At 75.0% G+C, this 22002-nt stretch carries 12 protein-coding genes and 1 pseudogene; 3 read left to right on the forward strand and 10 right to left on the reverse strand.

Annotation, left to right across the window (positions count from 1 at the left end; all coding sequences use genetic code 11):
- Together ADK60_RS15170 and ADK60_RS15175 are read right to left on the reverse strand one after the other, a co-directional pair.
- The coding region (locus ADK60_RS15170; RefSeq protein WP_053646432.1) for a non-ribosomal peptide synthetase at window positions 1-5288 on the reverse strand (5288 nt) is incomplete at its 3' end.
- A 376-nt stretch (window positions 5289-5664) separates the two neighbouring features.
- Entirely contained in the window at window positions 5665-9087 is a 3423-nt protein-coding gene (locus ADK60_RS15175; RefSeq protein ID WP_053646433.1) for an AfsR/SARP family transcriptional regulator, read from the reverse strand.
- A gap of 220 nt (window positions 9088-9307) precedes the next feature.
- Between ADK60_RS15175 and ADK60_RS15180 the strand changes: the two genes are divergently transcribed.
- Together ADK60_RS15180 and ADK60_RS15185 are read left to right on the forward strand one after the other, a co-directional pair.
- Window positions 9308-10450: an alkene reductase gene (locus tag ADK60_RS15180; protein ID WP_079008380.1), complete on the forward strand. Its 1143-nt coding sequence runs from the start codon at window positions 9308-9310 to the stop codon at window positions 10448-10450.
- A gap of 153 nt (window positions 10451-10603) precedes the next feature.
- Complete coding sequence (locus ADK60_RS15185) at window positions 10604-11521, forward strand: glutaminase (protein WP_045942463.1); 918 nt, start codon at window positions 10604-10606, stop codon at window positions 11519-11521.
- A gap of 200 nt (window positions 11522-11721) precedes the next feature.
- Here ADK60_RS15185 and ADK60_RS48405 read toward each other — a convergent pair.
- The 3 genes and pseudogenes from ADK60_RS48405 to xylB all read right to left on the reverse strand — a co-directional run.
- A pseudogene (locus ADK60_RS48405) lies at window positions 11722-12000 on the reverse strand (glycosyl hydrolase family 95 catalytic domain-containing protein); the annotation flags it as partial.
- A gap of 152 nt (window positions 12001-12152) precedes the next feature.
- Complete coding sequence (locus tag ADK60_RS15190) at window positions 12153-13331, reverse strand: ROK family transcriptional regulator (protein WP_053646540.1); 1179 nt, start codon at window positions 13329-13331, stop codon at window positions 12153-12155.
- A gap of 72 nt (window positions 13332-13403) precedes the next feature.
- Entirely contained in the window at window positions 13404-14834 is a 1431-nt protein-coding gene (gene xylB / locus ADK60_RS15195; protein ID WP_053646436.1) for a xylulokinase, read from the reverse strand.
- A 94-nt stretch (window positions 14835-14928) separates the two neighbouring features.
- On the opposite strand from xylB, the gene xylA reads away from it, so the two are divergent.
- Window positions 14929-16101: a xylose isomerase gene (gene xylA / locus ADK60_RS15200; protein ID WP_053646438.1), complete on the forward strand. Its 1173-nt coding sequence runs from the start codon at window positions 14929-14931 to the stop codon at window positions 16099-16101.
- Window positions 16102-16166: 65 nt separating this feature from the next.
- Here the strand turns inward: xylA and ADK60_RS44815 are convergent, their stop codons facing one another.
- From ADK60_RS44815 to ADK60_RS15220, 5 genes are all read right to left on the reverse strand, one after another.
- The gene (locus ADK60_RS44815) at window positions 16167-16334 is read right to left on the reverse strand and encodes a hypothetical protein (protein ID WP_159400448.1); all 168 of its coding nucleotides are present in this window, start codon (window positions 16332-16334) and stop codon (window positions 16167-16169) included.
- Complete coding sequence (gene araA, locus ADK60_RS15205; protein ID WP_053646440.1) at window positions 16331-17839, reverse strand: L-arabinose isomerase; 1509 nt, start codon at window positions 17837-17839, stop codon at window positions 16331-16333. The genes ADK60_RS44815 and araA overlap by 4 nt, the downstream gene beginning before the upstream one ends.
- Window positions 17840-17850: 11 nt before the next feature.
- The gene (locus ADK60_RS15210; RefSeq protein WP_045942467.1) at window positions 17851-18519 is read right to left on the reverse strand and encodes an L-ribulose-5-phosphate 4-epimerase; all 669 of its coding nucleotides are present in this window, start codon (window positions 18517-18519) and stop codon (window positions 17851-17853) included.
- Window positions 18516-20213, reverse strand: a complete 1698-nt coding sequence (locus ADK60_RS15215; protein WP_053646442.1) for a ribulokinase — start codon at window positions 20211-20213, stop codon at window positions 18516-18518. Before ADK60_RS15215 ends, ADK60_RS15210 begins: the two co-directional genes overlap by 4 nt.
- Window positions 20214-20526: 313 nt before the next feature.
- Complete coding sequence (locus ADK60_RS15220) at window positions 20527-21558, reverse strand: LacI family DNA-binding transcriptional regulator (RefSeq protein ID WP_234371093.1); 1032 nt, start codon at window positions 21556-21558, stop codon at window positions 20527-20529.
- Window positions 21559-22002 lie beyond the last annotated feature (444 nt).

The following is a 22002-nucleotide window of genomic DNA, read 5'->3' on the forward strand; positions in this document are numbered from 1 at the left end:
GGGTGGGAGGCGGGGGTGGCGAGGTCGGGCGATGCGGGCGAGTCGACGGGACCGGGCGATGCGACGAGGTCGGGCGATGCGACGAGGTCGGCCAGCAGCAGCGCCTCCAGACCGGCGGCGAAGTCGGCCAGGACCGGGTGCTCGAACAGCAGCCGCACCGGCACGGCGAGGTCCAGCGCCGCCATCAGCCGGCCCGCGACCCGGGTGGCCGCCAGCGAGTGCCCGCCGAGCGCGAAGAAGTCGTCGTGGGCGCCGACTTCGGCGACACCGAGCACGGCCTCCCACACCTCGGCCGCCAGCAGCTCGGCATCGGTGCGCGGGGCGATCCGGTCGCGACCGGGTTCACGGCCGGATTCGCGACCTGATTCGAGCCCGGGCGCGGGGAGGGCACCCCGGTTCACCTTGCCCGAGGCCGTCAGGGGCAGGGCGTCGAGCACGACCCACCGCCGGGGCACCATGTGGTCCGGGACGCGGGCGCGCAGGCGCTCCTCGACCGCGAGCGTGCTGAAGGCGGTCGCCGCCGAGGGGCCCAGCGCGAGGTAGCCGACCAGGTGGGCGTCCGCCCCGGCGCCGAGGAGCACGACGGCCGCGTCCAGCACCGCCGGTTCGGTGCGCAGGGCGGTCTCGATCTCGCCGAGTTCGACCCGGTGGCCGCGCAGCTTCACCTGCTGGTCGCGGCGGCCCCGGAATTCGAGGGTGGCTCCCCCGGTCTCCGGCCGGGGGGACCCTCCCCCAGCCTCCGGCCGGGGGGACCCCCAGGGCCGCCAGCGGGCCAGGTCGCCGGTTCGGTAGCGCCTCCCGCCGGGTGCGAACGGGTCCGCGGCGAACGCCGTCGCGGTCGCGTCGGGCCGGTTGCGGTAGCCCCTGGCGACGCCCGCACCGCCGATCCACAGCTCGCCGGTCACTCCCGGTGGCACCAACCGGCCCATGGCGTCCAGCACATAGGCCGTCTCACCGGCCAGCGGGCGGCCGATCGGCACCGCCTCGCCGACGGGAGTCCCCACCTGTGCCAGGGTCGAGTAGACCGTGCTCTCGGTGGGCCCGTAGGCGTTCCACAACTCGCCCGTCCGTGCCAGGAGTTCGCCCGCCAGCCCGGGGTCCATCGGCTCGCCGATGCTGACGACGCGCACCCCCGGCCCGGACCACTGGGCGGCGACCAGCATCCGAAGCGTCGTCGGTGTGGCGGTCATCAGCGTCACCCCGGCCCGGTCGATGAACCGCGCGACGGCATACCCGTCCACCGCGGCCTCCCGGTCCAGCATCGCCAGCCGGAGCCCGCAGGCCAGGCCGACCCAGAGTTCGAACCCGAACACGTCGAAGGCCGGTGAGGTGAGCCCGAGCATCACATCGTCGGGCCGGACGCCCGGCGTGATCCGCATCGCGGCCACGAAGGCCGCCAGGTTCGCGTGGGTGACCTCCACGCCCTTGGGCAGGCCGGTCGAACCGGAGGTGTACAGCACATAGGCCAGCCCCTCGGGCGCCGTCTCGGGCAGCGTCACCGGCCCCGCGGGTGGACTTTGCAAAGTCCCCGAACACTTTGCAAAGTGCGCTGCGCACTTTGCAAAGTGCACCCACACGGGCCCGGGGCTGCCCGGGCCGCCCAGATCGAGGACGCCGGCACCGATCGTCCCGGCCAGTTCACCGGCGAGCGCGAGGGTCTCCCCGGCGGCGATGACGACGGTCGCGCCGGAGTCGGCGAGTTGGGCGCGCAGCCGTTCCACGGGCTGGTCCGGCTCCAGGGGGACGTAGGCCGCACCGGCTCGCAGGACGCCGAGCAGGGCCGCGGGCAGGTAGCGGTCGCGGGGAAGGCAGACCCCGACGGTGAACGACGTCGCCGGTTCTGCCTCGGGTCCGGCCGCCGGCCCCACCTCGGACTCGAACGGCGCCGCCGCGAGCAGGGCCTCGGCCACGCGCCGGGACCGTTCGGCCAGTTCCGCGTAACCGACTTCGCCCGCCGAGTCGGAGGTGGCCACCGCCGTCGGCCGCCGGGCGGCCTGTTCGAGCACGGCCGCCACCACGGTCGGCGGACCGTCGGTCGGCAGCGGCACCCCGGTGCCGGCGGCGAGCAGCTCGGCCCGCTCCGCCGCGCTCACCAACTCCAGGGCCGACAGCGGAAGGTCCGGATCGGCCGCCGCGGCGCACAGGATCCGCAGCAGCCGGTCGGCGAACGCCTCGGCATCGGCCGGGCCGAACCGGTCCGCGTCGTAGGCGATCCGGAGCTCGGGCCCCTGCACCGTCTCGTTGACGAACACGGTCAGCGGTGCCTGCGTCCCGCCGCCGGTCGCCTCACCGAGCAGTTCCAGCCGGACGCCCTCGTGCTCCACCGCCACCGGAAGGCCGGCCGGCTGGAGCGAGAGCACGACCGGCGTGCCCATCGTGCCCCGGGGGTGCTCGATGCCGGCCGCCTCGAAGGCGTCCTGCACGGTGAACCCCGGGTGGTCCATGACCCGGGCGGTGGTGGCAGCCGCGCGGCCGACGGCGCTCCGGAAGGACTCCCCCTCCGCCAGCCTCAGCCTGATCGGGCTGATCCCGACCAGTGGCCCGACCACCGCCTCCAGCTCGGGGTGCGCCCGGTGCGCCACCGCTGCGCCGAGGACGACGTCGGACCGGCCGGTGAGACCGGCGACCAGCACGCCGAGCGCGGTCAGGAAGGTCGCGAACGGAGTGGATCCGCAGTCGGCGGCGAGCTCGCGCAGCAGGGCCGCCGTCCCGGCGCCGAGGGGACGGGCCAGCCGTTCGCCGCCCGGGCGACCGGGGCCCGCAGACTCAGCGGGGAGGAGGTCGTGCGGCGGGACGGCGTCCGCCAGCTCCCGGGCCCAGAAGGCCCGCAGCTCCTCGACCCGGTCGGGCCCGGCGGCGAGCGCGCGCTCGTGCAGCGCGATGTCGCCGACCTGGACGGGCGGCGGCGCGAGGCCCGCACCGTTGCCGGACCGGTCGTCCGCCCTCCCCGCCAGGCTGTCGACCAGCTCGGACATCAGCACACCGATCGACCAGCCGTCGAACGCCACATGGTCGGTCACGACGACCAGTTCGGCCTCGTCCTCGTCGAGCCGGAGCAGCGCGGCCCGCAGGAGCGGTGTCTCGGTGGCGAGGTCGAACGCGTGGCTCGCGGCCGCGCGCGTCAGCTCGGCCGCCTGCTTCACCTGCTCCGCCCCGGACACTCCCCGGAGATCGTGCTCCTCGAACGGCACCGGGGCGGGCGGGCGGACCGAGGCGACCGGTTCCTCGTCGACCGCCCGACCGGAGGCATCCACCACGGCACCGGGCACCACGCCACCAGTTACCGCACCACCCGCCAGCACGACGCTGCGCAGCACCTCGTGCCGCTCGACCACCGCGTCCAACGCGGCCCGCAGCCGCGCCGTGCCCGGCAGTCCGCGCAGGCGCAGCCGGAAGGCGATGGTGGTGGCGCGCTCGCCGGAGCCGATCTGCCGCAGCAGCCACATCCCCTGCTGCGCGGCCGTCAGCGGGTAGCTGTCCCGCCCGGTGTGACGGACCAGCGCGGGTTCCGGTGCGCTGCCCGGGCGGTCGGCCGACCCGGCCCGCAACAGTGAGGCGAGTCCGGCGACGGTGGGCGCGGCGAGGAAGTCCGTCAGCGAGACGGCCGTGCCGAACTCGCGGCCCAGGACGGCGCAGACGCGGGCGGCCGCCAGCGAGTGCCCGCCGAGCGCCCCGAAATCGTCGTGGATGCCGACCTCCGCCGCACCCAGGCCGAGGACACCGGCGACGGTCTCCGCGATCCGCTGCTCGGTGCCGGTGCGCGGGGCGGCGTACTCGGTGTCGACGGCGCGGCCGAACGCCAGCGCGGCCAGCGCGGCGCGATCGGTCTTGCCGGTCGGTCCGACGGGCAGCCGGTCGAGGACGGCGATCCGGGAGGGGACCAGGTGGTCCGGCAGCCTGTCCCGCAGCCAGGACCGGAGCCCCGCCTCGGTGAGCGTCCGGTCGGCCGACTCCGCGTAGGCCAGGAGGAGCCGGGTGCCGTCCTCGTCGGCCGGTGCCAGGGCCACGGCGTGCTGGACGGCCGGATGCCCCGCGAGCGTCGCCTCGACCTCGCCCAGCTCGATCCGGAAGCCGCGGACCTTCACCTGGTCGTCGATCCGCCCGGCGAAGTGGTGCAGCCCGTCGACCCGCCGCACCAGGTCACCGGTCCGGTAGTGCCGGACTCCGGCGGCGTCCGTGACGAACCGTTCGGCCGTCAGCTCCGGCCTGGCCAGATAGCCCCTGCCGACCAGCGGACCGGACACCCAGAGTTCCCCGGTCTCGCCGTCTCCCAGCGGGTTTCCGGCGTCGTCGCGCACCGAGAGTCCGCTCCGCGCGTAGGGCGACCCGATCGGCGGCTCCGCCCGTCCGGCCGCGGGCACCTCGTGCGTCACGCAGCTCACGGTGCACTCGGTCGGGCCGTAGCTCTGGACGACCCGTCGTACACCGGCGTTGGCGTGGATCCGGTCCGCCAGGGCCCGGGTGAGCGGTTCGCCGCCCGCGCGGACGGTGCGCACGCCCGCCGGCAGCGGCTCACGTACCAGCGCGGCCAGCGCGGACGGCGTCCCGTAGACCATCGTGACCCGGTCCCGCGCGGGAAGGGCGGACAGCGCGAGCAGGTTCTCGGCCAGGATCACCGTCCCGCCGCAGAGCAGCGGGAGGAACAGCTGCGTCACCGACGGGTCGAAGCAGACCGAGGTCGCGGCCAGCATCCCGCGGAGCTCGTCGGCCGAGTACACGGACGACTCCCACTGCAGCAGGGCCGCCACATTGCGGTGCTCGACCACCACCCCCTTGGGCCGACCGGTCGAGCCCGAGGTGTACATCACGTACGCGGCGTCCGTCGGCTCGCCCTCGCCGTCCGCGCCGTCGGCCTGCTCGTCGCCGCCCGAACCCACCGTCCCGACGTCCAGCACGCCGACGCCGGTGGCCCGGAGGACGTCGCCGCAGCGCCGGAGGACGGCCGCCGAGGAGACCAGACGGGAGATCCCGGCGTCCGCGGCGATGAACTCCAACCGGCTCGCCGGGTACGCCGGATCCAGCGGCACGTACGCCGCACCGGCCTTCCAGACTCCCAGCAGCGCGGGGACCAACCACTCGTCCCGCTCCAGGCACACGCCCACCAGCGAACCCCGCCGGACCCCCGACCGGCGCAGCTCGCGGGCCACCGCACCGGCCCGCCGGTCGAGTTCCCCGTAGGTGGTCCGGACCGCCCCCGCCACCACGGCGATGTCGTCCGGAGCCCGTCTCGCCGTCTCCTCGAACGCCCGATGAACCAGGCCGATCCCGAACGTGCCCGCCGACGCCATTGTCGATCCCCCTCCGAACCTGCCACGACACCGGAACCGGCCCTGTCGGGCGTCCCGGTGCAATCCGACTTCGAGCGCTGGTCAGCTCTCGCCGTCGCTGCTGCGCGCACGGTCGAGCAGCCCGAGAAGGGACAGCCCGAAGGCGCGTTCAGGGGCGGGCTCCCAGCGGCGCGCCCACCGTACTGGCCCGCCTCCGGCGGGGTCCAGGGTTGTGATCGTCAGGAACATGCCGCGAGCACGACACCCCGTGGGAGAAGCGGCCTCCCACCCGAACGACCCGTCACCGACCCGTCACCGACCCGTCACCGACCTGCCACCGACCCGCCGCCGACCGCGCCTGACGCCTCGCCGGGCCGACGGGGGGACGGCGGACCGTTCAGGCCCCGGTGGCGGTCCGGACGGCAGCCTGGAGGGAGAGGGACGTGCCCTCGTCGAAGCCGGCGGCGAAGCCTGCCGCGCCGAGGGCTGTGCGGACCGCCGAGGTGATCCGGTCCACGTCCGCGCGCTCGCCGGACGGAAGCGGGCCGCCGGCGCTGCGGCGGGCGACGTCGGCGGCACCGAGGAGCAGCGCCGCCCGGGTGAACCCCTCGGTGCCACCGGCGGCCGCGGCCGCGCCGGCGGTGCCCTCCAGGGAGAGGGCGAGGGCGCGCGGCTCGGCCAACTGCCGGGCGTGCGCCAGGCCGCGCGCCTGGTGGGCCGCGGCCTCCGCGGGCAGGCCGCGCAGTTCGGCGACGAAACCGAGTTCCACCTCGATCATGTGCCGTCCCGCGGTCGACGACGGGTAGTCGTCCCGCATCGCCCTGAGGTGGCGTTCCGCGTCGTCGAGGTCGCCGGCGCGGCGTGCGCCGAGTGCGAGTCCCATGATCGCGAAGACCTCGCCGAAGACGTGTCCCTGCTCGGCCGCCGCACGGCGGGCCCGTTCGTGGAGCAGTCGGGCCCGTTCCCAGTCGCCGGTGAGAAGTGCGAGGCGGCCCAGGCCGGCGAGGCAGGCGGAGGCTTCCACAGCCAGGCCGAGCTCTTCCGCGAGGCGCAGCCCGGCGGCGTGGCGGGCCTCGGCGGCGGCGTAGTCACCCTCGATCTCGGCGAGTGCGGCGAGCGGCGGCACGGACTGCAACTCGCCCCAGGAGTCGCCGAGTTCATGGAACTCCTCGGCGGCGGCGCGGCCGTTGCGGCGGGCCGCCACGAGGTCCCCGGCGGCCAGCGCGGTGCGGGCCAGCAGGGCGCGCGCAGCGGCGGTGCCCCAGCGGTCGCCGGCGGCGGCGCAGTGGTCCAGGGCACGGGTTCCGACCGCTTCCGCCGCGTCCGGGTCACCCGCGTGGTGCAGGCCGTAGGCGAACAGCCAGAGTGCCCGGCCGCGCCGCAGCGGGTCGTCGATCTCCGCCTCGGGGCAGTCCCGCTCGGGCGGCCGGTGGCCGGTGAGCATGGCGAACGCGTCGTGCAGCAGGCGCAGTTCGGCGAGGGCCGCGGCGGAGGCGGGAGCGGTGGGCGCGGGCGTGGCCGTGAGCGTGGGCGTGGCCGTGGGACCGTCGAGGGCCGCCAGGACGGCGGCGAGCGTGCGCCGGGCCTCGTGGAGGCGGCCGCGCAGCAGCCACCAGGGGCACAGGGCGGCGGCCGTCCGGGCGGCGCCGTCCTGGTCGCCGACCCGCACGAGGTGGTCGAGGGCGGCCCGGATGTTGGCGGACTCCGCGTCCAGCCGCGCGAGTTGGAGCCGTTGCCCAGGTCCGCGCAGCCCGGCTCCGGCCTGTGCGGCCAGCTCCCGGAAGTACCCGGCGTGGCGCGCCGCGGTGTCCGGGAACTCGCCCGACTCGTGGAGCCGGTCGCGGGCGTAGGCGGCGACGGATTCGAGCAGGTCGTAGCGCGGACCGTCGCCGGCGTGCACGGCCTCGACGAGCGAGCGGTCGACCAACCGGCCGACCAGGTCGAGGACGTCGTCACCGTCGATGCCGGACCCCGTGCACACCGCCTCGGCCGATGGCAGGGTGCATCCCCCGACGGGAACGGCCAGCCGCCGCAGGACGGTGCGCTCGGGCGGGGTGAGGAGGTCCCAGCTCCAGTCGATCACCGCGCGCAGGGTCTGCTGCCGGGCCGGGAGCCCGCGCTGCCCGGAGCCGAGGATCCGGAACCGGTCGCCGAGGCGGGCCGCCAGCTCCCGCACTCCCATGGCCCGCACCCGGGTGGCCGCGAGTTCCAGGGCGAGCGGGATGCCGTCCAGGCGGTGGCAGATCTCGGCCACGGCGGCCCGCGTCCCGTCCCCGTCCTCCGCCGGCCCCTCGCCGCCCGGCCCCTCGCCGCCCGGCCGCTCGTCCCGCGGCCCGGCGTTCCCGCTGTCCCCGTCGTTCCCGTCGTCCCCGTTGTTCCCCGCGGGCGTGACGAACCCGGGCGCGGCCGCCGCGGCGCGTTCGACGAACAGCTGGGCGGCGGCGGCCGGATCGAGCGGGGTCACCGGGAACACCGCCTCGCCGGGCAGCCGCAGCGACTCCCGGCTGGTGGCCAGGACGGTCAGCCCCGGCGCGCCGTCCAGCAGGCTCGCCACGAGGTCCGCGGCCGGCTCGACGACGTGCTCGCAGTTGTCCAGGACGAGCAGGACCCGGCGGCCACGCAGGACAGCGGCCAAGGCCGGGACGGGGCCGGCCCGGTGCGCGGCCGGTCCGGCGACCTGGCGGAGACCGAGCGCAGCGGCCACCGCCTGGGCGAGGTCGGCGGCATCGGCGGGCAGGGCCGCGAGTTCGACGAACCGGACCCCGTCCGGTGCACCGGCCTCCGGACCTTCCGCGAGGCGGTGCGCGAGGGCCAGCGCGAGCCGCGTCTTGCCCACTCCCCCGGGGCCGGTCAGCGTGACCAGTCGCTCGGTGCGGACGAGTCGGGCGAGGGCCTCCAGCGCGGGGCCGCGCCCGACCAGTGCGGTCCGCGGGGCGGGCAGGTCCGCACCGTGGAAGGCCCACTGGTCCGCCTCCCCTCCGACAGCACTGTCGGTCCCGGCCCCAGTCCCAGTCCCAGTCCCGCTGTTCGGGGAGTCGACCGGCGGGCGGGCCGGAGCGGGCCGGAGCTCCGCCACGGCGGCAGGCCGGAGGACGGCGTCCTGCCGCAGGATCGCCTCGTACAGCGCCGCCACCTCGGGCGTCGGGTCGAGCCCCAGCTCCTCGGCCAGCAGCGCCCGCAGCTCGCCGTAGGCGGCGACCGCCTCGCTCTGCCGGCCGGCCCGGTACAGGGCCCGCATCTGTACGGCTCGCAGGCGCTCGCGCAAGGGATGACGGTCCACCAGCTCGGCCACCTCGCCGAACAGCAGCGGATCGCCGAAGTCCAGCCGGGCCTCCGCCAGCTCCTCGACGACGGCGAGCCGCTCCTCGGCCAGGCGCTGGGCGGCCGGGCGGACGAACTCCTCGTCGGCGAAGTCGGCGTACGGCTCTCCGCGCCACAGGGCCAGCGCCCGGGTGAGCACCGCCGCCCGGGCGCGTGCGTCGGTCTCGCCGCGGGCCTGCCCGGCCAGCTCCCGGAAGCCGTCGGCGTCGACCTCGGCGGCGCCCCCGTCGAGCCGGAGCCGGTATCCGGCCGGCTGGTGGGTCACCCGGTCGCGGCCGATCGCCCGGCGCAGCTGGGAGACCTTGGCCTGGAGCGCGTTGGCCGGGTTGGCGGGCACGGCCTCGCCCCAGATGTCGTCGACCAGGAGGTCAGCCGGCACCGGCCGCCCCTCGTGCAGCAACAGGTCGGCCAGCAGGGCGCGCACTTTGGTCTCGGGCACCCGGACGGGCACACCGTCGTCGTCCCACACGGCCAACGGGCCGAGCACCCCGAACCTCATGGCAGCACCCTACACAGAGTTGATCATCAGCCGATCGGCCCGGTCGGCCGCCGGACCGCTTCCGCCCCTGCCGCCGACCCGCTTCCGACCCCGCCGCGGACCTGCTTCCGGACGACCGTCAGCGAACCGTCAGCGGACCCGAAGCGGGTCGAGGGATCGTTCGATCAGTCGGCAGGAGGAACCGGTCGGCAGCACCAACCGAGCACGAAGGAGCACCCTCATGAGCACGGACACCGCAGCCCGCCCGTCCCAGGCCACCGAGGCCACCGAGGCCACCGGCACGGACTCCCCGCTGTTCCGGCCCACCCGCCTCGGCACCCTGCCGCTGGCCAACCGCCTGGTGATGGCACCGATGACCCGCAACCGCGCGGGCGCCGACGGCGTACCGGACCCGATCATGGCCACGTACTACGCCCAGCGCGCGTCGGCCGGACTGATCATCGCGGAGGCCACCACCCCCAATGCGGTGGGCGCCACCTACCCCAACATCCCGGCGATCCACGACCAGTCGCACGTGGCCGGGTGGCGCCGCGTGACCGACGCCGTCCGGGCGGCGGGTGGGCAGATGTTCCTCCAGCTGCAGCACGGCGGCCGGGTCGGCCACCCCGAGACCAGCGGGCACCACCCGGTCGCCCCGTCGCCGGTGCCGCTGCCCGGCACGATCGTCACCCCGTCCGGCCACCGCGAGAACGTCGTGCCGCGCGAGATGGCCGAGCAGGAGATCCGGGACACCGTGGCCGACTTCGCCGCCGCCGCGCGCCGGGCGGTGGCCGCCGGCTTCGCGGGCGTCGAGGTCCACGCCGCGAACGGGTACCTGCTCCACCAGTTCCTCTCCCGCCACACCAACCACCGCACCGACGGCTACGGCGGGTCGGTCGCCAACCGGATCCGGCTCACCGTCGAGGTGGTCCGCGCGGTCGCCGAGGCGATCGGCGCCGAACGGGTCGGCGTGCGGATCGCCCCCGGCGTCACCGCCAACTCCATGACGGAGGACGATGTCGACGAGGTCTACCCGGCGCTCCTCCACGCCCTCGACGACCTCCGTCCGGCCTATCTGCACGTCGTCTTCGCCGACCCGGACCAGCCGCTCTTCCGCACCCTGCGCGACGCCTGGTCCGGCCCGCTGATCGCGAACCCGGCCCTCCCCTGGCCCGGTCCCCTGCCCGCCGACGGCGGCCGGGCCGCCGCCGAGCGCCTGCTGGACGCGGGTGCCGACCTCGTCTCCCTCGGCCGCGCCTTCCTGGCCAACCCCGACCTGGTCACCCGGCTGCAGACCGGCGCACCGCTCAACCCGATCCGGGACGCACACCTGATGTACGTCGGCGGCGAGACCGGCTACACCGACTACCCGGCCCTCGGCTGACACCCGCCGGCGAGGCAACCGGCCGTGCGGGCCGGGTCACGCCCCTCCGTGGCCCGGCCGCCCTCCTGGCCGTGCTCTTCCGCTCGCGCTCACCCCGGCGCATGCTGATGCCGGGCCGGACAACGGCGTCCCGCCCGCGGAGGGGGGGCCGGCATGGACTACGAGAACCTGTTCGAACACATCAACCGCGCGGTCCGCCCCGTCCTGGCCGAGGGAACCGTCGCCCAGTACATCCCGGCTCTCGCCGCCGTCGACCCCCGCCGGTTCGGCCTCGCGATCGCGGACACCGCCACCCGCAAACCGTCGCGCGGCACCGGGGACTGGCAGGTCCCGTTCTCCATCCAGTCCATCTCCAAAGTGTTCACCCTTGCCCTGGTCCTGGCCGCCGACGGCGACTCGCTGTGGACCCGGGTGGGGAAGGAGCCCTCCGGGTCGCCCTTCAACTCCCTCGCCCAGCTGGAGCGGGAGAACGCGATCCCGCGCAACCCCTTCGTCAACGCCGGCGCGCTGGTGATCACCGACCGGCTGCTCACCCTCACCGGGGACTCCCGGGGAACCCTGCGCGAGTTCCTCCGCACCGAGAGCGGCAATCCCCGCATCGACTTCGACGCCCAGGTCGCCTGGAGCGAGAGCCACCACGGACACCGCAACGCGGCCCTCGCCCACCTGCTGGCCGACCACGGCCGCCTCGACAACCCCGTCCCGGACGTCCTCGACCACTACTTCTGGCAGTGCGCCCTCAGCATGAGCTGCCGGGACCTCGCCCTGGCCGCGGGGTTCCTTGCCCGGCACGGCCTACGGGCCGACGGCACCCGGCTGCTCACCCGCAGCGAGGCGAAGCGCGTCAACGCCGTCATGCTGATCGGCGGTACCTACGACGCCGCGGGCGAGTTCGCCCACCGCGTCGGCCTGCCCGCCAAGAGCGGCATCGGCGGGGGCATCCTGGCCGTCATCCCGGGGCGCGGAACGCTCTGCACCTGGGGGCCGGCTCTCGACGGCCACGGCAACTCGATCGCGGGCATCACCGCGCTCGACGCCCTCACCACCCACACCGGCTGGTCCATCTTCTGACCGGCGGTGCACGGGCGGACGGCTTCGCGAAGGGTCTCGCGCGGCCTGTCGGTGCGGCCCGTCGGTGCGGCCCGTCGGTGCGGTCGGCGCGGGAGCCCGGCGGCGCAGCGCAGCAGGCCACGGTCGCCGTCCGGCCAGGACGGCGGCAGTGCGGGCAGCAGGCGCAGGATGCCCTTGTGGCTCTGCAGCAGGGTCTCGGCGATGGCGGCGGTGATGCCGAAGTTGCCGTCGATCTGGAAGAGCCGCGGAGGGTGCAGGTCGAGCAGGTTGGGCGCGATCGAGGTGGCGAGCAGACGCTCGACGGCGTGTCCGGCGAGCGGGCCGTCGCCCAGGCGGGCGGCGAGCGCGGCGACCCAGGCGAGGCTCCAGCCGGTGCCGCCTCCGCCGTGTTCCAGGCGGCGGTCCAGGGCGCGGCGGGCCGGGTCGAGGAAGGTGTCGTCGCCGAGCGGGTCGACGGCGCCGCCCGGGAGGCGCTCCACCGCACCCGCGGCGGCCCGTACGGGTCACCACCGGGGACGGGCACGCGACGGTCGTGGTCGAGCACAACTGACGCGGGCCCCGGCCTCCGGCCCCCGCGCCCGTCGCCTCGGGTCCGGGGGGCGGTGCCCCGGCGTCGCAGCCCGGTCCCGGGTCAGCCGACGGGCAGCAGGGTCGGGTCCGCCATGATCCGACGGACCGTCGTCAGCGCCGCGCCCAGCAGCGGTCCGCGCCGCCCCAGGCCGGACGGACGCAGCGCCTCCGGGTCCCAGGGCCGCACGGTGACCCGGGCCGCCAACTCGGCGCGTACGGACGGGAGCAGCCAGTCGGCGAGCTCGGCGTAGGCGCCACCGAGGACCAGACCGTCCGGATCGACGAGCTGCACGGCCGACGTGAGGGCGAGACCCAGGGCCCGCCCCGCGCGGTCCAGTGCCGCCAGCGTGGGCGCGTGCCCGGCCGCCGCCCGCTCGGCCAGCAGGGCGACCGCGTCGCCCGCGCCGGGCTGAGCGGGACCGCCCGCGCCGGGCTGAACGAGACCGGCCGCGCGCAGCACGGCCTCCTGGCCCGCGTACTGCTCCAGGCAGCCCCGGGCGCCGCAGACGCACTCGGGACCGTCCGGGTGGACGGGGATGTGGCCGAGTTCGCCGGCGAAGCCGCGGGCACCCCGGAACAGCCGCCCCTCGATCACCAGGGCGGCCCCGATGCCGGCTTCGGCCGAGACGTGCACGAAGGTCTCGGCCGGTTCGGCGTTCCAGAGCTCGGCCAGCGCGCCGAGGTCGGCCTCGTTCTCCGGCTCGGGCACGGTCTCCGGGTCGGGCCAGTGGTCGGCGAGCCGGACGCCGCACCAGCCGAGGTTGGGCGCGCGCTCCACCAGCCCGGCCGGTCCGTTCGGCACCACCCCGGGCACGGCCAGCACGCGGCCCTCGACCCGCAGCCCGAGGGCCTCGGCCTCGGCCTGCGCCTCGGCGGCCAGCGCGGCGGCCTCCGCGAGCACCTGCCCGGCGGGCCGGCCCGCGTTGGCCTGGTCCACCCTGCGCCACACCCGCGGCTCGCCACGCAGGTCCGCCACGCAGGCGCCGAGGTGGGTGACGCCGATCTCCAGACCGAGCCCCGCCGGGCCGTGGTCACTGACGGTCAGCGCCCGTCCGGGCCGGCCGACCCGCCCGCTGGCGGTGGCCGCCGCCTCGGTCAGCGCACCCCGGCCGATCAGCTCGTCGACCAGGGAGGAGACGGCCGCCCTGGTCAGCCCGACACGCCCGGCGACGTCCGCGCGGGAGAGCGGGCTGTGCTCGGCGGCCGCACCGAGGACGAGCGCGAGGTTGCGCCGACGCATGTCCTGCAGCGAAGCGGGCCCGTTGTCCTGGCTCCTGATCGCACTGCCGACCGCCGTCACGCGCCGCTCCTCCTACCGGTCCCCGGCCGGGGCGCCCTGCAACGCTCCGGCCCGACGCAGGGTATCGCTGATCCGTTCGAGCGCGTCGCCGTCCTTCGCCACGGGCTCCAGCGTCCGGCCCTCGGCCGTCCGCCAGCGGCGTGCGACTGCGTCGGCCGACTCGCCGGTGAGCAGCGCGGCGGCCTGGGCGGCGGCACCCAGCGCGACCAGCTCCCGCGCCTCGGGCACCCGGACCGCCCGGCCCGAGAGGCGCAGCACGGTCCGCTGCCAGGCCCGGCCCCGGGCGCCGCCGCCGATCAGCAGCAGCGGCTCCTCACTCGCCCGGTCCGTGCCGCCGGCACGCAGCACGTCGTCCAGGGCGGTGAGCAGGGCATGGGCGGCGCCGTCGTAGGCGGCCTGGAGCAGCTGCCCCGGAGTGGTGTCGTGGCGCAGCCCGTGGACCAGACCGGAGGCACCGGGGAGGTCGGGGGTGCGCTCGCCGTCCAGGTAGGGCAGCACCACCACGGAGCCGCCGTGCTCGACCTCCTCGCGCCCGCGTCCGAGGAGCGCGGCGAAGCGGTCGACGGCGAGGGTGCAGTTCAGCGTGCAGGCGAGCGGCAGCCAGCCGCCGAGGGCGTCGGCGAAGCCCGCGACCGTTCCGCTCGGGTCGACCGGCCGGATCCGGCCGACGGCGTAGACCGTCCCGGAGGTGCCGAGGCTGAGCACGGGTTGCCCGGGCCGCAGGCCCAGGCCGAGGGCGGCGGCCATGTTGTCGCCGGTTCCGGCGGCGACCAGTGCCCCCTCGCGCAGTGCCGTCCCCGGGCGGACCGTGCCCGCCCGCGCGCCCGGCGCGAGGACCTGCGGCAGCAGGGCCTCGTCGAGGCCGATGCGGTCGAGGACGTCCTTGTCGTAGCCGTCCGGTCCCCACCAGCCGGTGCCCGAGGCATCACCGCGGTCGGTCACCGCCTCCCCGGTCAGCCGCTCGGTCAGGAAGTCGTGCGGGAGGCGGACTGCGGCCACGCGTTCGGCCGCGGCGGGCTCGTGGGCGCGCAGCCAGGCCCACTTGGGGGCGGTGAAGGCGGCGGTCGGCAGGCTGCCGGTGCGCCGGGCGATCTCCGCCGGACCGATCCCGGCCCGCAGCTCGGCGGCCTGGGGGGCGGACCGGACGTCGTTCCACAGCAGCGCCGGGCGGACCGGCTCGCCGGCCTCGTCCAGGGTGACCAGGCCGTGCTGCTGGCCGCCGATCGAGACGGCGGCCGCGCGTTCGGCCCAGCCCGTCCGCGTGACGGCCTCCTCGAACGCCCGCCACCACTGCTCGGGGTCGCTCTCCCGGCCGGCTCCCTCGCTGACGGTGTGCGGGGCGCGGCCCTCGCCCAGGACCGTGCCCGAGTCGATGTCGACGGCGAGGGCCTTGGTGGCCTGGGTCGAGCTGTCGACGCCGATCACCACGCGCTGTTCAGCCATGCGTTCCTCCGATGGGGTTCCTTCTGACGTCCCGGCATACTAATTTGTTGAGAGTCATGACAAACACCCCTCCGCACCGATCCGGAGCCGCTCCATGTCCAGCGACACCCTCTCCCCCACCCCCGCGCACAAGTTCACCTTCGGCCTGTGGACCGTCGGCTGGCAGGGGCGCGACCCCTTCGGCGACGCGACCCGCCCCGCCCTCGACCCGGTCGGGACCGTGCGGCGACTGGCCGAACTCGGCGCCTACGGCGTCACCTTCCACGACGACGACCTGATCCCCTTCGGCGCGGGCGACGCCACGCGCGAGCAGACCGTCAAGCGCTTCCGCGCCGCACTGGACGACGCCGGGCTGAAGGTCCCGATGGCGACCACCAACCTCTTCACCCACCCGGTCTTCAAGGACGGCGCCTTCACCGCCAACGACCGCGACGTACGCCGCTACGCGCTGCGCAAGACGATCCGCAACATCGACCTGGCGGCCGAGCTCGGTGCCTCGGTCTACGTCGCCTGGGGCGGGCGCGAGGGCGCCGAGTCCGGCGCGGCCAAGGACGTGCGCACCGCGCTCGACCGGCTGAAGGAGGCCTTCGACCTGCTGGGCGAGTACGTCGAACAGCAGGGCTACGACCTGCGGTTCGCGATCGAGCCCAAGCCCAACGAGCCGCGCGGCGACATCCTGCTGCCCACGGTCGGCCACGCCCTGGCGTTCATCAACGCCCTGGAGCGCCCCGAGCGGGTCGGCGTCAACCCGGAGGTCGGCCACGAGCAGATGGCCGGCCTCAACTTCCCGCACGGCATCGCCCAGGCCCTGTGGCACGGCAAGCTGTTCCACATCGACCTCAACGGCCAGTCCGGCATCAAGTACGACCAGGACCTGCGCTTCGGCGCGGGAGACCTCCGGCAGGCCTTCTGGCTGGTCGACCTCCTGGAGTCGGCCGGCTACGACGGCCCGAAGCACTTCGACTTCAAGCCGCCGCGCACCGAGGACTCCGACGGCGTCTGGGCCTCCGCCGCCGGCTGCATGCGCAACTACCTGCTGCTGGCCGAGCGTTCCCGCGCCTTCCGGGCCGACCCCGAGGTGCGGGCCGCGCTCGCCGCCTCCCGCCTGCCCGAGCTCGCCCTCCCCACGGCGTCGGACGGGCTCACCGGACTGCTCGCGGACCCCTCCGCCTTCGAGGAGTTCGACGTCGAAGCCGCCGCCCGCCGCGGCATGGCCTTCGAGCAGCTCGACCAGCTGGCCCTCGAACACCTCCTCGGCGCCCGCTGACGGTGCCACGGCCGGGCCGTGCGGATCGCACGGCCCGGCCCGCTCGCTCCCGCTCCCGCTCCCGCTCAGGCCGGGCAGGGCAGCTCGGCCTCGTGGGTACCGGCCGGGCTGAGGTGCAGGGCGCCGTCCGGGCCGCCGATCCGCAGCTGCCACGGGTGCGGGCTGTCGGTGCTCACCCGCAGGTGGTCGCCGGTGCGGCGCAGGCGGAAGCGGGCGCTCTCGCGCGGGGTCACAGCCTCTGGGCCAGGCGGTGGTAGGCCTGGTTCCAGCGCAGCTCCTTGGTGAACCGGCGGATGGTCGTGTCGTCGTCGATCACCAGGAGCTCCACCCCGAGCATCTCGGCGAGGTCGTCCAGTTCCTCGCTGCCGACCGCGCCGGAGAGCACGGTGTGGTGCGGCCCGCCGGCCGTCAGCCAGGCCTCGGCGGAGGTGTGCAGGTCCGGGCGCGGCGTCCAGACCGCGCGGGCGACGGGCAGGTTGGGCAGCGGCTCCGGTGCGGGGACGACATCGATCTCGTTGGCCACCAGCCGGAAGCGGTCGCCCAGGTCCGCGAGGCCCACCACCACGGCCGGACCGGGCTCGGCGTCGAAGACCAGGCGGACCGGGTCCTCCCGCCCGCCGATGGCGAGCGGATGGATCTCGCAGGAGGGGGTACCGGCGGCGATGCTCGGGCAGACCTCCAGCATGTGCGCGCCGAGGATCAGCTCGCTGCCGAACTCCAGGTGGTAGGTGTAGTCCTCCATGAAGGAGGTGCCGCCGGGAAGCCCGCCGGCGGTGACCTTGAGGGTGCGCAGCAGGGCGGCGGTCTTCCAGTCGCCCTCGCCGCCGAATCCGTAGCCGTCGGCCATCAGCCGCTGCACCGCGAGGCCGGGCAGCTGGCGCAGACCGCCGAGGTCCTCGAAGTTGGTGGTGAAGGCCTTGAAGCCGCCCTGTTCGAGGAAGCCTCGGAGGCCGAGCTCGATGCGTGCCGCGTACCGCAGCGACGCATGGCGCTCCGCTCCGGTCCGCAGCGCGGGCGCGAGGCGGTAGCTGTCCTCGTACTCCTCGACCAGCTCGGTGACGTCCGCCTCGTCCGCCGCGTCCACCGCGGCGACCAGGTCGTTGACGCCGTAGGTGTTGACGGAGACCCCGAAGCGGAGCTGGGCCTCGACCTTGTCGCCCTCGGTGACGGCGACGTCGCGCATGTTGTCGCCGAAGCGGGCGAGCTTCAGGTCGCTCAGTTCGGCGCGGCCGGCGGCGGCGCGCGCCCAGGTGCCGATCCGGGCGGCCACGGACGGGTCGGCGGCGTGTCCGGCGACGGTCTTGCGGGCGATGCCGAGGCGCGACTGGATGTAGCCGAACTCGCGGTCGCCGTGGGCCGCCTGGTTCAGGTTCATGAAGTCCATGTCGATGGAGCTCCACGGCAGGTCGACGTCGGCCTGGGTGTGCAGGTGGAGCAACGGCTTGCGCAGCGCGTCCAGGCCGGCGATCCACATCTTCGCCGGGGAGAAGGTGTGCATCCAGGCGATCAGCCCGAGGCAGTCGTCCGCGGCGTTGGCGTCCAGGCAGATCCGGCGGATGGCGCTCGCGTCGGTGAGGACGGGCTTCCAGACGATCTCGACCGGTACGGCGCAGTCGCGGTCCAGGGTTTCGGCGATCCGCCTGGACTGCTCGGCCACCTGGCGCAGCGTCTCCTCTCCGTAGAGACCCTGGCTGCCGGTCAGGAACCAGACCTGACGGCCCTCCAGTGGCTTCTTCATGGGGTGGCTCCTCACCGGGCCTGGGGCTGGCCGTAGACGTTCTGGTAGCGGAAGTTGAGACTGTCGATGTCCGCCTGCGCGATCGGCAGGGGCTCACCGAGCTGACGGGAGAGGTGGACGGTGCGGGCCACGTCCTCGCACATCACGGCGGCCTTCACGGCGGCCCGGGCGTCCTTGCCGATGGTGAAGACACCGTGGTTCTGCATCAGGACGGCCGGTGAGCGGTGGCCCGTGAGAGTGTCCACGATGCCCCGGCCGATGGAGTCGTCGCCGATCAGCGCGAACGGGCCGACCGGGATCTCGGCGCCGAACTCGTCGGCCATCGCGGTGAGGACGCAGGGGACGGCCTCACCGCGCGCGGCCCAGGCACAGGCATAGGTGGAGTGGGTGTGCACCACTCCCCCGACCTCGGGCAGGTGGCGGTAGACGTAGGCGTGCGCGGCGGTGTCGGAGGAGGGCGCGTGGTCGCCCTCGACGACGTTCCCGTCGAGGTCGCAGAGGATCATCTTCTGGGGCGACAGCTCCTCGTAGGAGACGCCGCTCGGCTTGATGACGAGCAGGTCCTCGCCGGGGACGCGGGCGGAGACGTTGCCCGCCGTCCACACCACCAGGTCGTAGCGGACGAGTTCCTGGTGGAGGTCGCTGACCTGCCGGCGGATCAGGTCGACGGTCGTTGTCACGATGCCTCGCTCGGTGCGGTGAGGGCGGCGTTGCGGATGTCGCGCAGACGGTGCAGGAGCTTGTCGGCGCCGCGGCCGAAGTGGTCGTGCAGGGCCCGGTACTCGGCGAACAGCCGGTCGTAGGTGTCGGCGGCGGCCCGGTCCGGCCGGTAGGCACCGCGGTGCACCCGGCCCATGGCGGCTGCCGCGGTCCGGACGTCCGGGTGGGCCCCGGCGGCGACGGCGGCGTGGATGGCCGAGCCCAGCGCCGGGCCCTGCTCGGACTCGGCGACCGAGACCGGTCGGCGCAGCACGTCGGCGTGGATCTGCATCAGCAGGGCGTTCTTCTTCAGCCCACCGGTGACGATGAACTCGGTGACGGGAACGCCGCCCTGCTCCAGCGCCTCGACGATGACCCTGGTGCCGAAGGCCGTGGCCTCCAGCAGGGCCCGGTAGATCTCCTCGGGGCGGGTGGCGAGGGTGAGGCCGGCGATGACGCCGGACAGGTGGTGGTCGACCAGGGTGGAGCGGTTGCCGTTCATCCAGTCGAGCGCCACCAGGCCGTGGGCGCCGACGGGTTGGGCGGCGGCCTTGCGGGTGAGCAGCCCGTGCAGGTCCTCGCCGTTCGCCTCGGCCTCGGCCAGGTAGTCGGCGGGGACGCCCTGGCGCAGCCACCAGGCGAAGATGTCGCCGACGGCGCTCTGGCCGGCCTCGTAGCCGTACGCGCCGTCGACGATGCCGCCGTCGACGACGCCGCAGATGCCGGGGACCTCGGCGAGCACAGCGCCGTTGACCACGTGGCAGGTGGAGGTGCCCATGATGGCGAGGAGCCGGCCGTTGTCGACGGCCCGGGCGGCCGGTGCGGCGACGTGCGCGTCGACGTTGCCGGCGGCCACCGCGATGCCCTCCGGCAGGCCGGTCCGGGCGGCGGCCTCGGCGGTCAGTGAGCCGACCCGGGAGCCGAGCGGGGCGAGCGGGTGCTCCAGGCGGGTGCGGGCGAAGTCGGCGAACTCCGGGTGGAGCGCCGCGAGGTAGCCCTCGGTCGGGTAGGCGCCGTCCTGGTGGATGCCCTTGTAGCCGGCGGTGCAGGCGTTGCGGGACTCGGCGCCGGTGAGCTGCCAGACGATCCAGTCGGCGGCCTCGATCCAGCGCTCGCAGGCCGCGTAGACAGCCGGGTCCTCCTCCAGGACCTGGAGCGCCTTGGCGTACTGCCACTCGGCGGAGATCCGCCCGCCGTAGCGCGCGATCCACTTCTCGCCGCGGGCGTGGGCCAGGGCGTTGATCCGGTCCGCCTGGGGCTGCGCCGCGTGGTGCTTCCACAGCTTGGGCCAGGCGTGCGGCCGGGACGACCAGGCGGTCGTCTCGGCCAGCGGGGTGCCGTCGGCGCGCACCGGCAGGACGGTGCAGGCGGTGAAGTCGGTGGCGATGCCGATGACCCGGGCGGGATCGACGCCGGCGGCGGCGAGCGCGGCCGGGACGGCCACGCTCAGCACCTCGCGCCAGTCCGCCGGGTGCTGGAGCGCCCAGTCCGGCGGGAGCGGCCGGCCGGTGCCGGGGAGCTCGCGCTCGATCACGGCGTGCGGGTAGTCGTGGACGGCGGTGCCCAGCTCCTCGCCGTCCCGGACCCGGACCACCACGGCGCGGCCGGAGAGGGTGCCGAAGTCGACGCCGATGACGTACCGGTCGGTGTCGTGGGCGGCAGGGGTCACTGTCACTTGCTCATCCTTCGTACGGGAGGCCCGCGTTCTCGCTGTCGCCGGTGCGGTCCTCGGCCGGGGCAGGGCGGAGCGCACCGGCGACAGACTTCGCTCCGCTGCTTCTCCCTCAAGAATGGCGGAACGCGAAGCCGTCGGCCGGGCACACGGAAGCGGGATTCGGTGGCCCGGCCGACGGAGCGGAAAGGGCGTTCTTGTTAACGCTCACATTGATTGTTAGCGCTCACAATCACCATGTCAAGACAACTGCGCGGGGTCCGGACCGGGCGGAACCCGGACCGGACCCCGGGGATCCCGCGGAGCGACTACCGGCTCAACGGCGGACGGCCGGTCCCGCGCTGCGCCGCAGCACCATCTCCGGGGAGATCCGCACATGGGCACTGGCGTGCGCCACGCCCGCCAGCTCCTCGACGAGCAGTTCCAGGGCTCTGCGCCCGAGTTCGCCGAAATCCTGCCGCACCGTGGTCAGCGGCGGGATGAAGTAGGCGGCCTCCGGGATGTCGTCGAAGCCGACCACACTGATGTCCCCCGGCACCGACCGGCCGAGCTCGTGCAGGGCGCGCAGCACCCCGAGGGCCATGTGGTCGTTGGCACAGAAGACCGCCGTGACGTCACGCAGTTCGGCCATCCGCAGCCCCGCCTGGTAGCCCGAGCGGGCACTCCAGTCACCGCGCTCCACCACCGGCACCGACGCGCCGGCCGACTCCAGCGTTCGGCGCCAGCCGTCCTCACGGTCCTGGCTCTCCAGCCAGTTGGCCGGTCCCGCCAGGTGGTGCACGGTCCGGTGCCCCAGGTCGAGCAGGTACCCGGTGGCCGCCTCGGCGCCCGCGCGGTTGCCCACCGACACCATCGGCACCTGGGTCTGGTTGCCCGAACCGACCGCGACCAGCGGCACGGAGCTGGAGAGCCTGGCGACCGCGCTGACGGCGGAGATCTGCGGCGCGATCACAACGACGCCTTCCACCCCCTGGTCGCGCAGCCTGTCGACGGCCTCCTGGACCGAACGGCCGTCCAGGGAGCGCAGGCTCGTCACGCTGACGAAGTACCCGGCGCTGCGCGCGGCCCGCTCGATGCCGTCCAGCATCGACGCGGGGCCGTACAGGGTGGAGTCGAAGCTCACCACCCCGAGGGTCTGCGAGCGCCGGGTGACCAGCGCGCGGGCGGCGGAGTTGGGCCGGTAGTCCAGCTCCCGTATGGCCGCCAGCACCCGGTCCCGGGTGTCGGGCCGGACGTGCGGGGCTCCGTTGAGCACCCGGGAGACCGTCTGGTGGGACACCCCCGCCAGCTTCGCCACGTCCGCCATCACGGGCTGGCGATGCTCCGCCCCAGTGCTCTCGGTTCCCACGCGCAGTCCCCATCCTCGGCTGGGACCACAGTACGCGACCAGGTCCAGGCCAATCCGTCACCCTCGGTTCCAACCAGCGGTTTCTCTTGATACCAGCACTTCGGGCCGGCGGCGGGTGCCGGTTCCGCCGAGTTCTCCCTCCCGTCCCTTCCACGGCGGCGAGGACCCGGACCACCGGCACCGCGACGGGGCCGCGGGGACGCGGGGCCGCGGGGCCGCGGGGGCGCCCTGCCGCGAGGAAGGGGGTACGTCACCGCTCGACCCGGACATCTCCCCATGGTTCGCCGATTCTTCACGCCGGAGCCACCAGGGCCTTCGCGCTCCGGTGGTGCACAACCGGGGCCGGACCAGCACTCGGTGCCCCGGAGGGTCCGACGGTGCTCCCACGCCTCTTGACGCCGCTCTTGTGAGCGTTAACACTCATGTCACGCCAGGCCAGGGCCA

The sequence above is a fragment of the Streptomyces sp. XY431 genome, from assembly GCF_001279805.1.
Classification (GTDB): Bacteria; Actinomycetota; Actinomycetes; order Streptomycetales; family Streptomycetaceae; genus Kitasatospora; species Kitasatospora purpeofusca.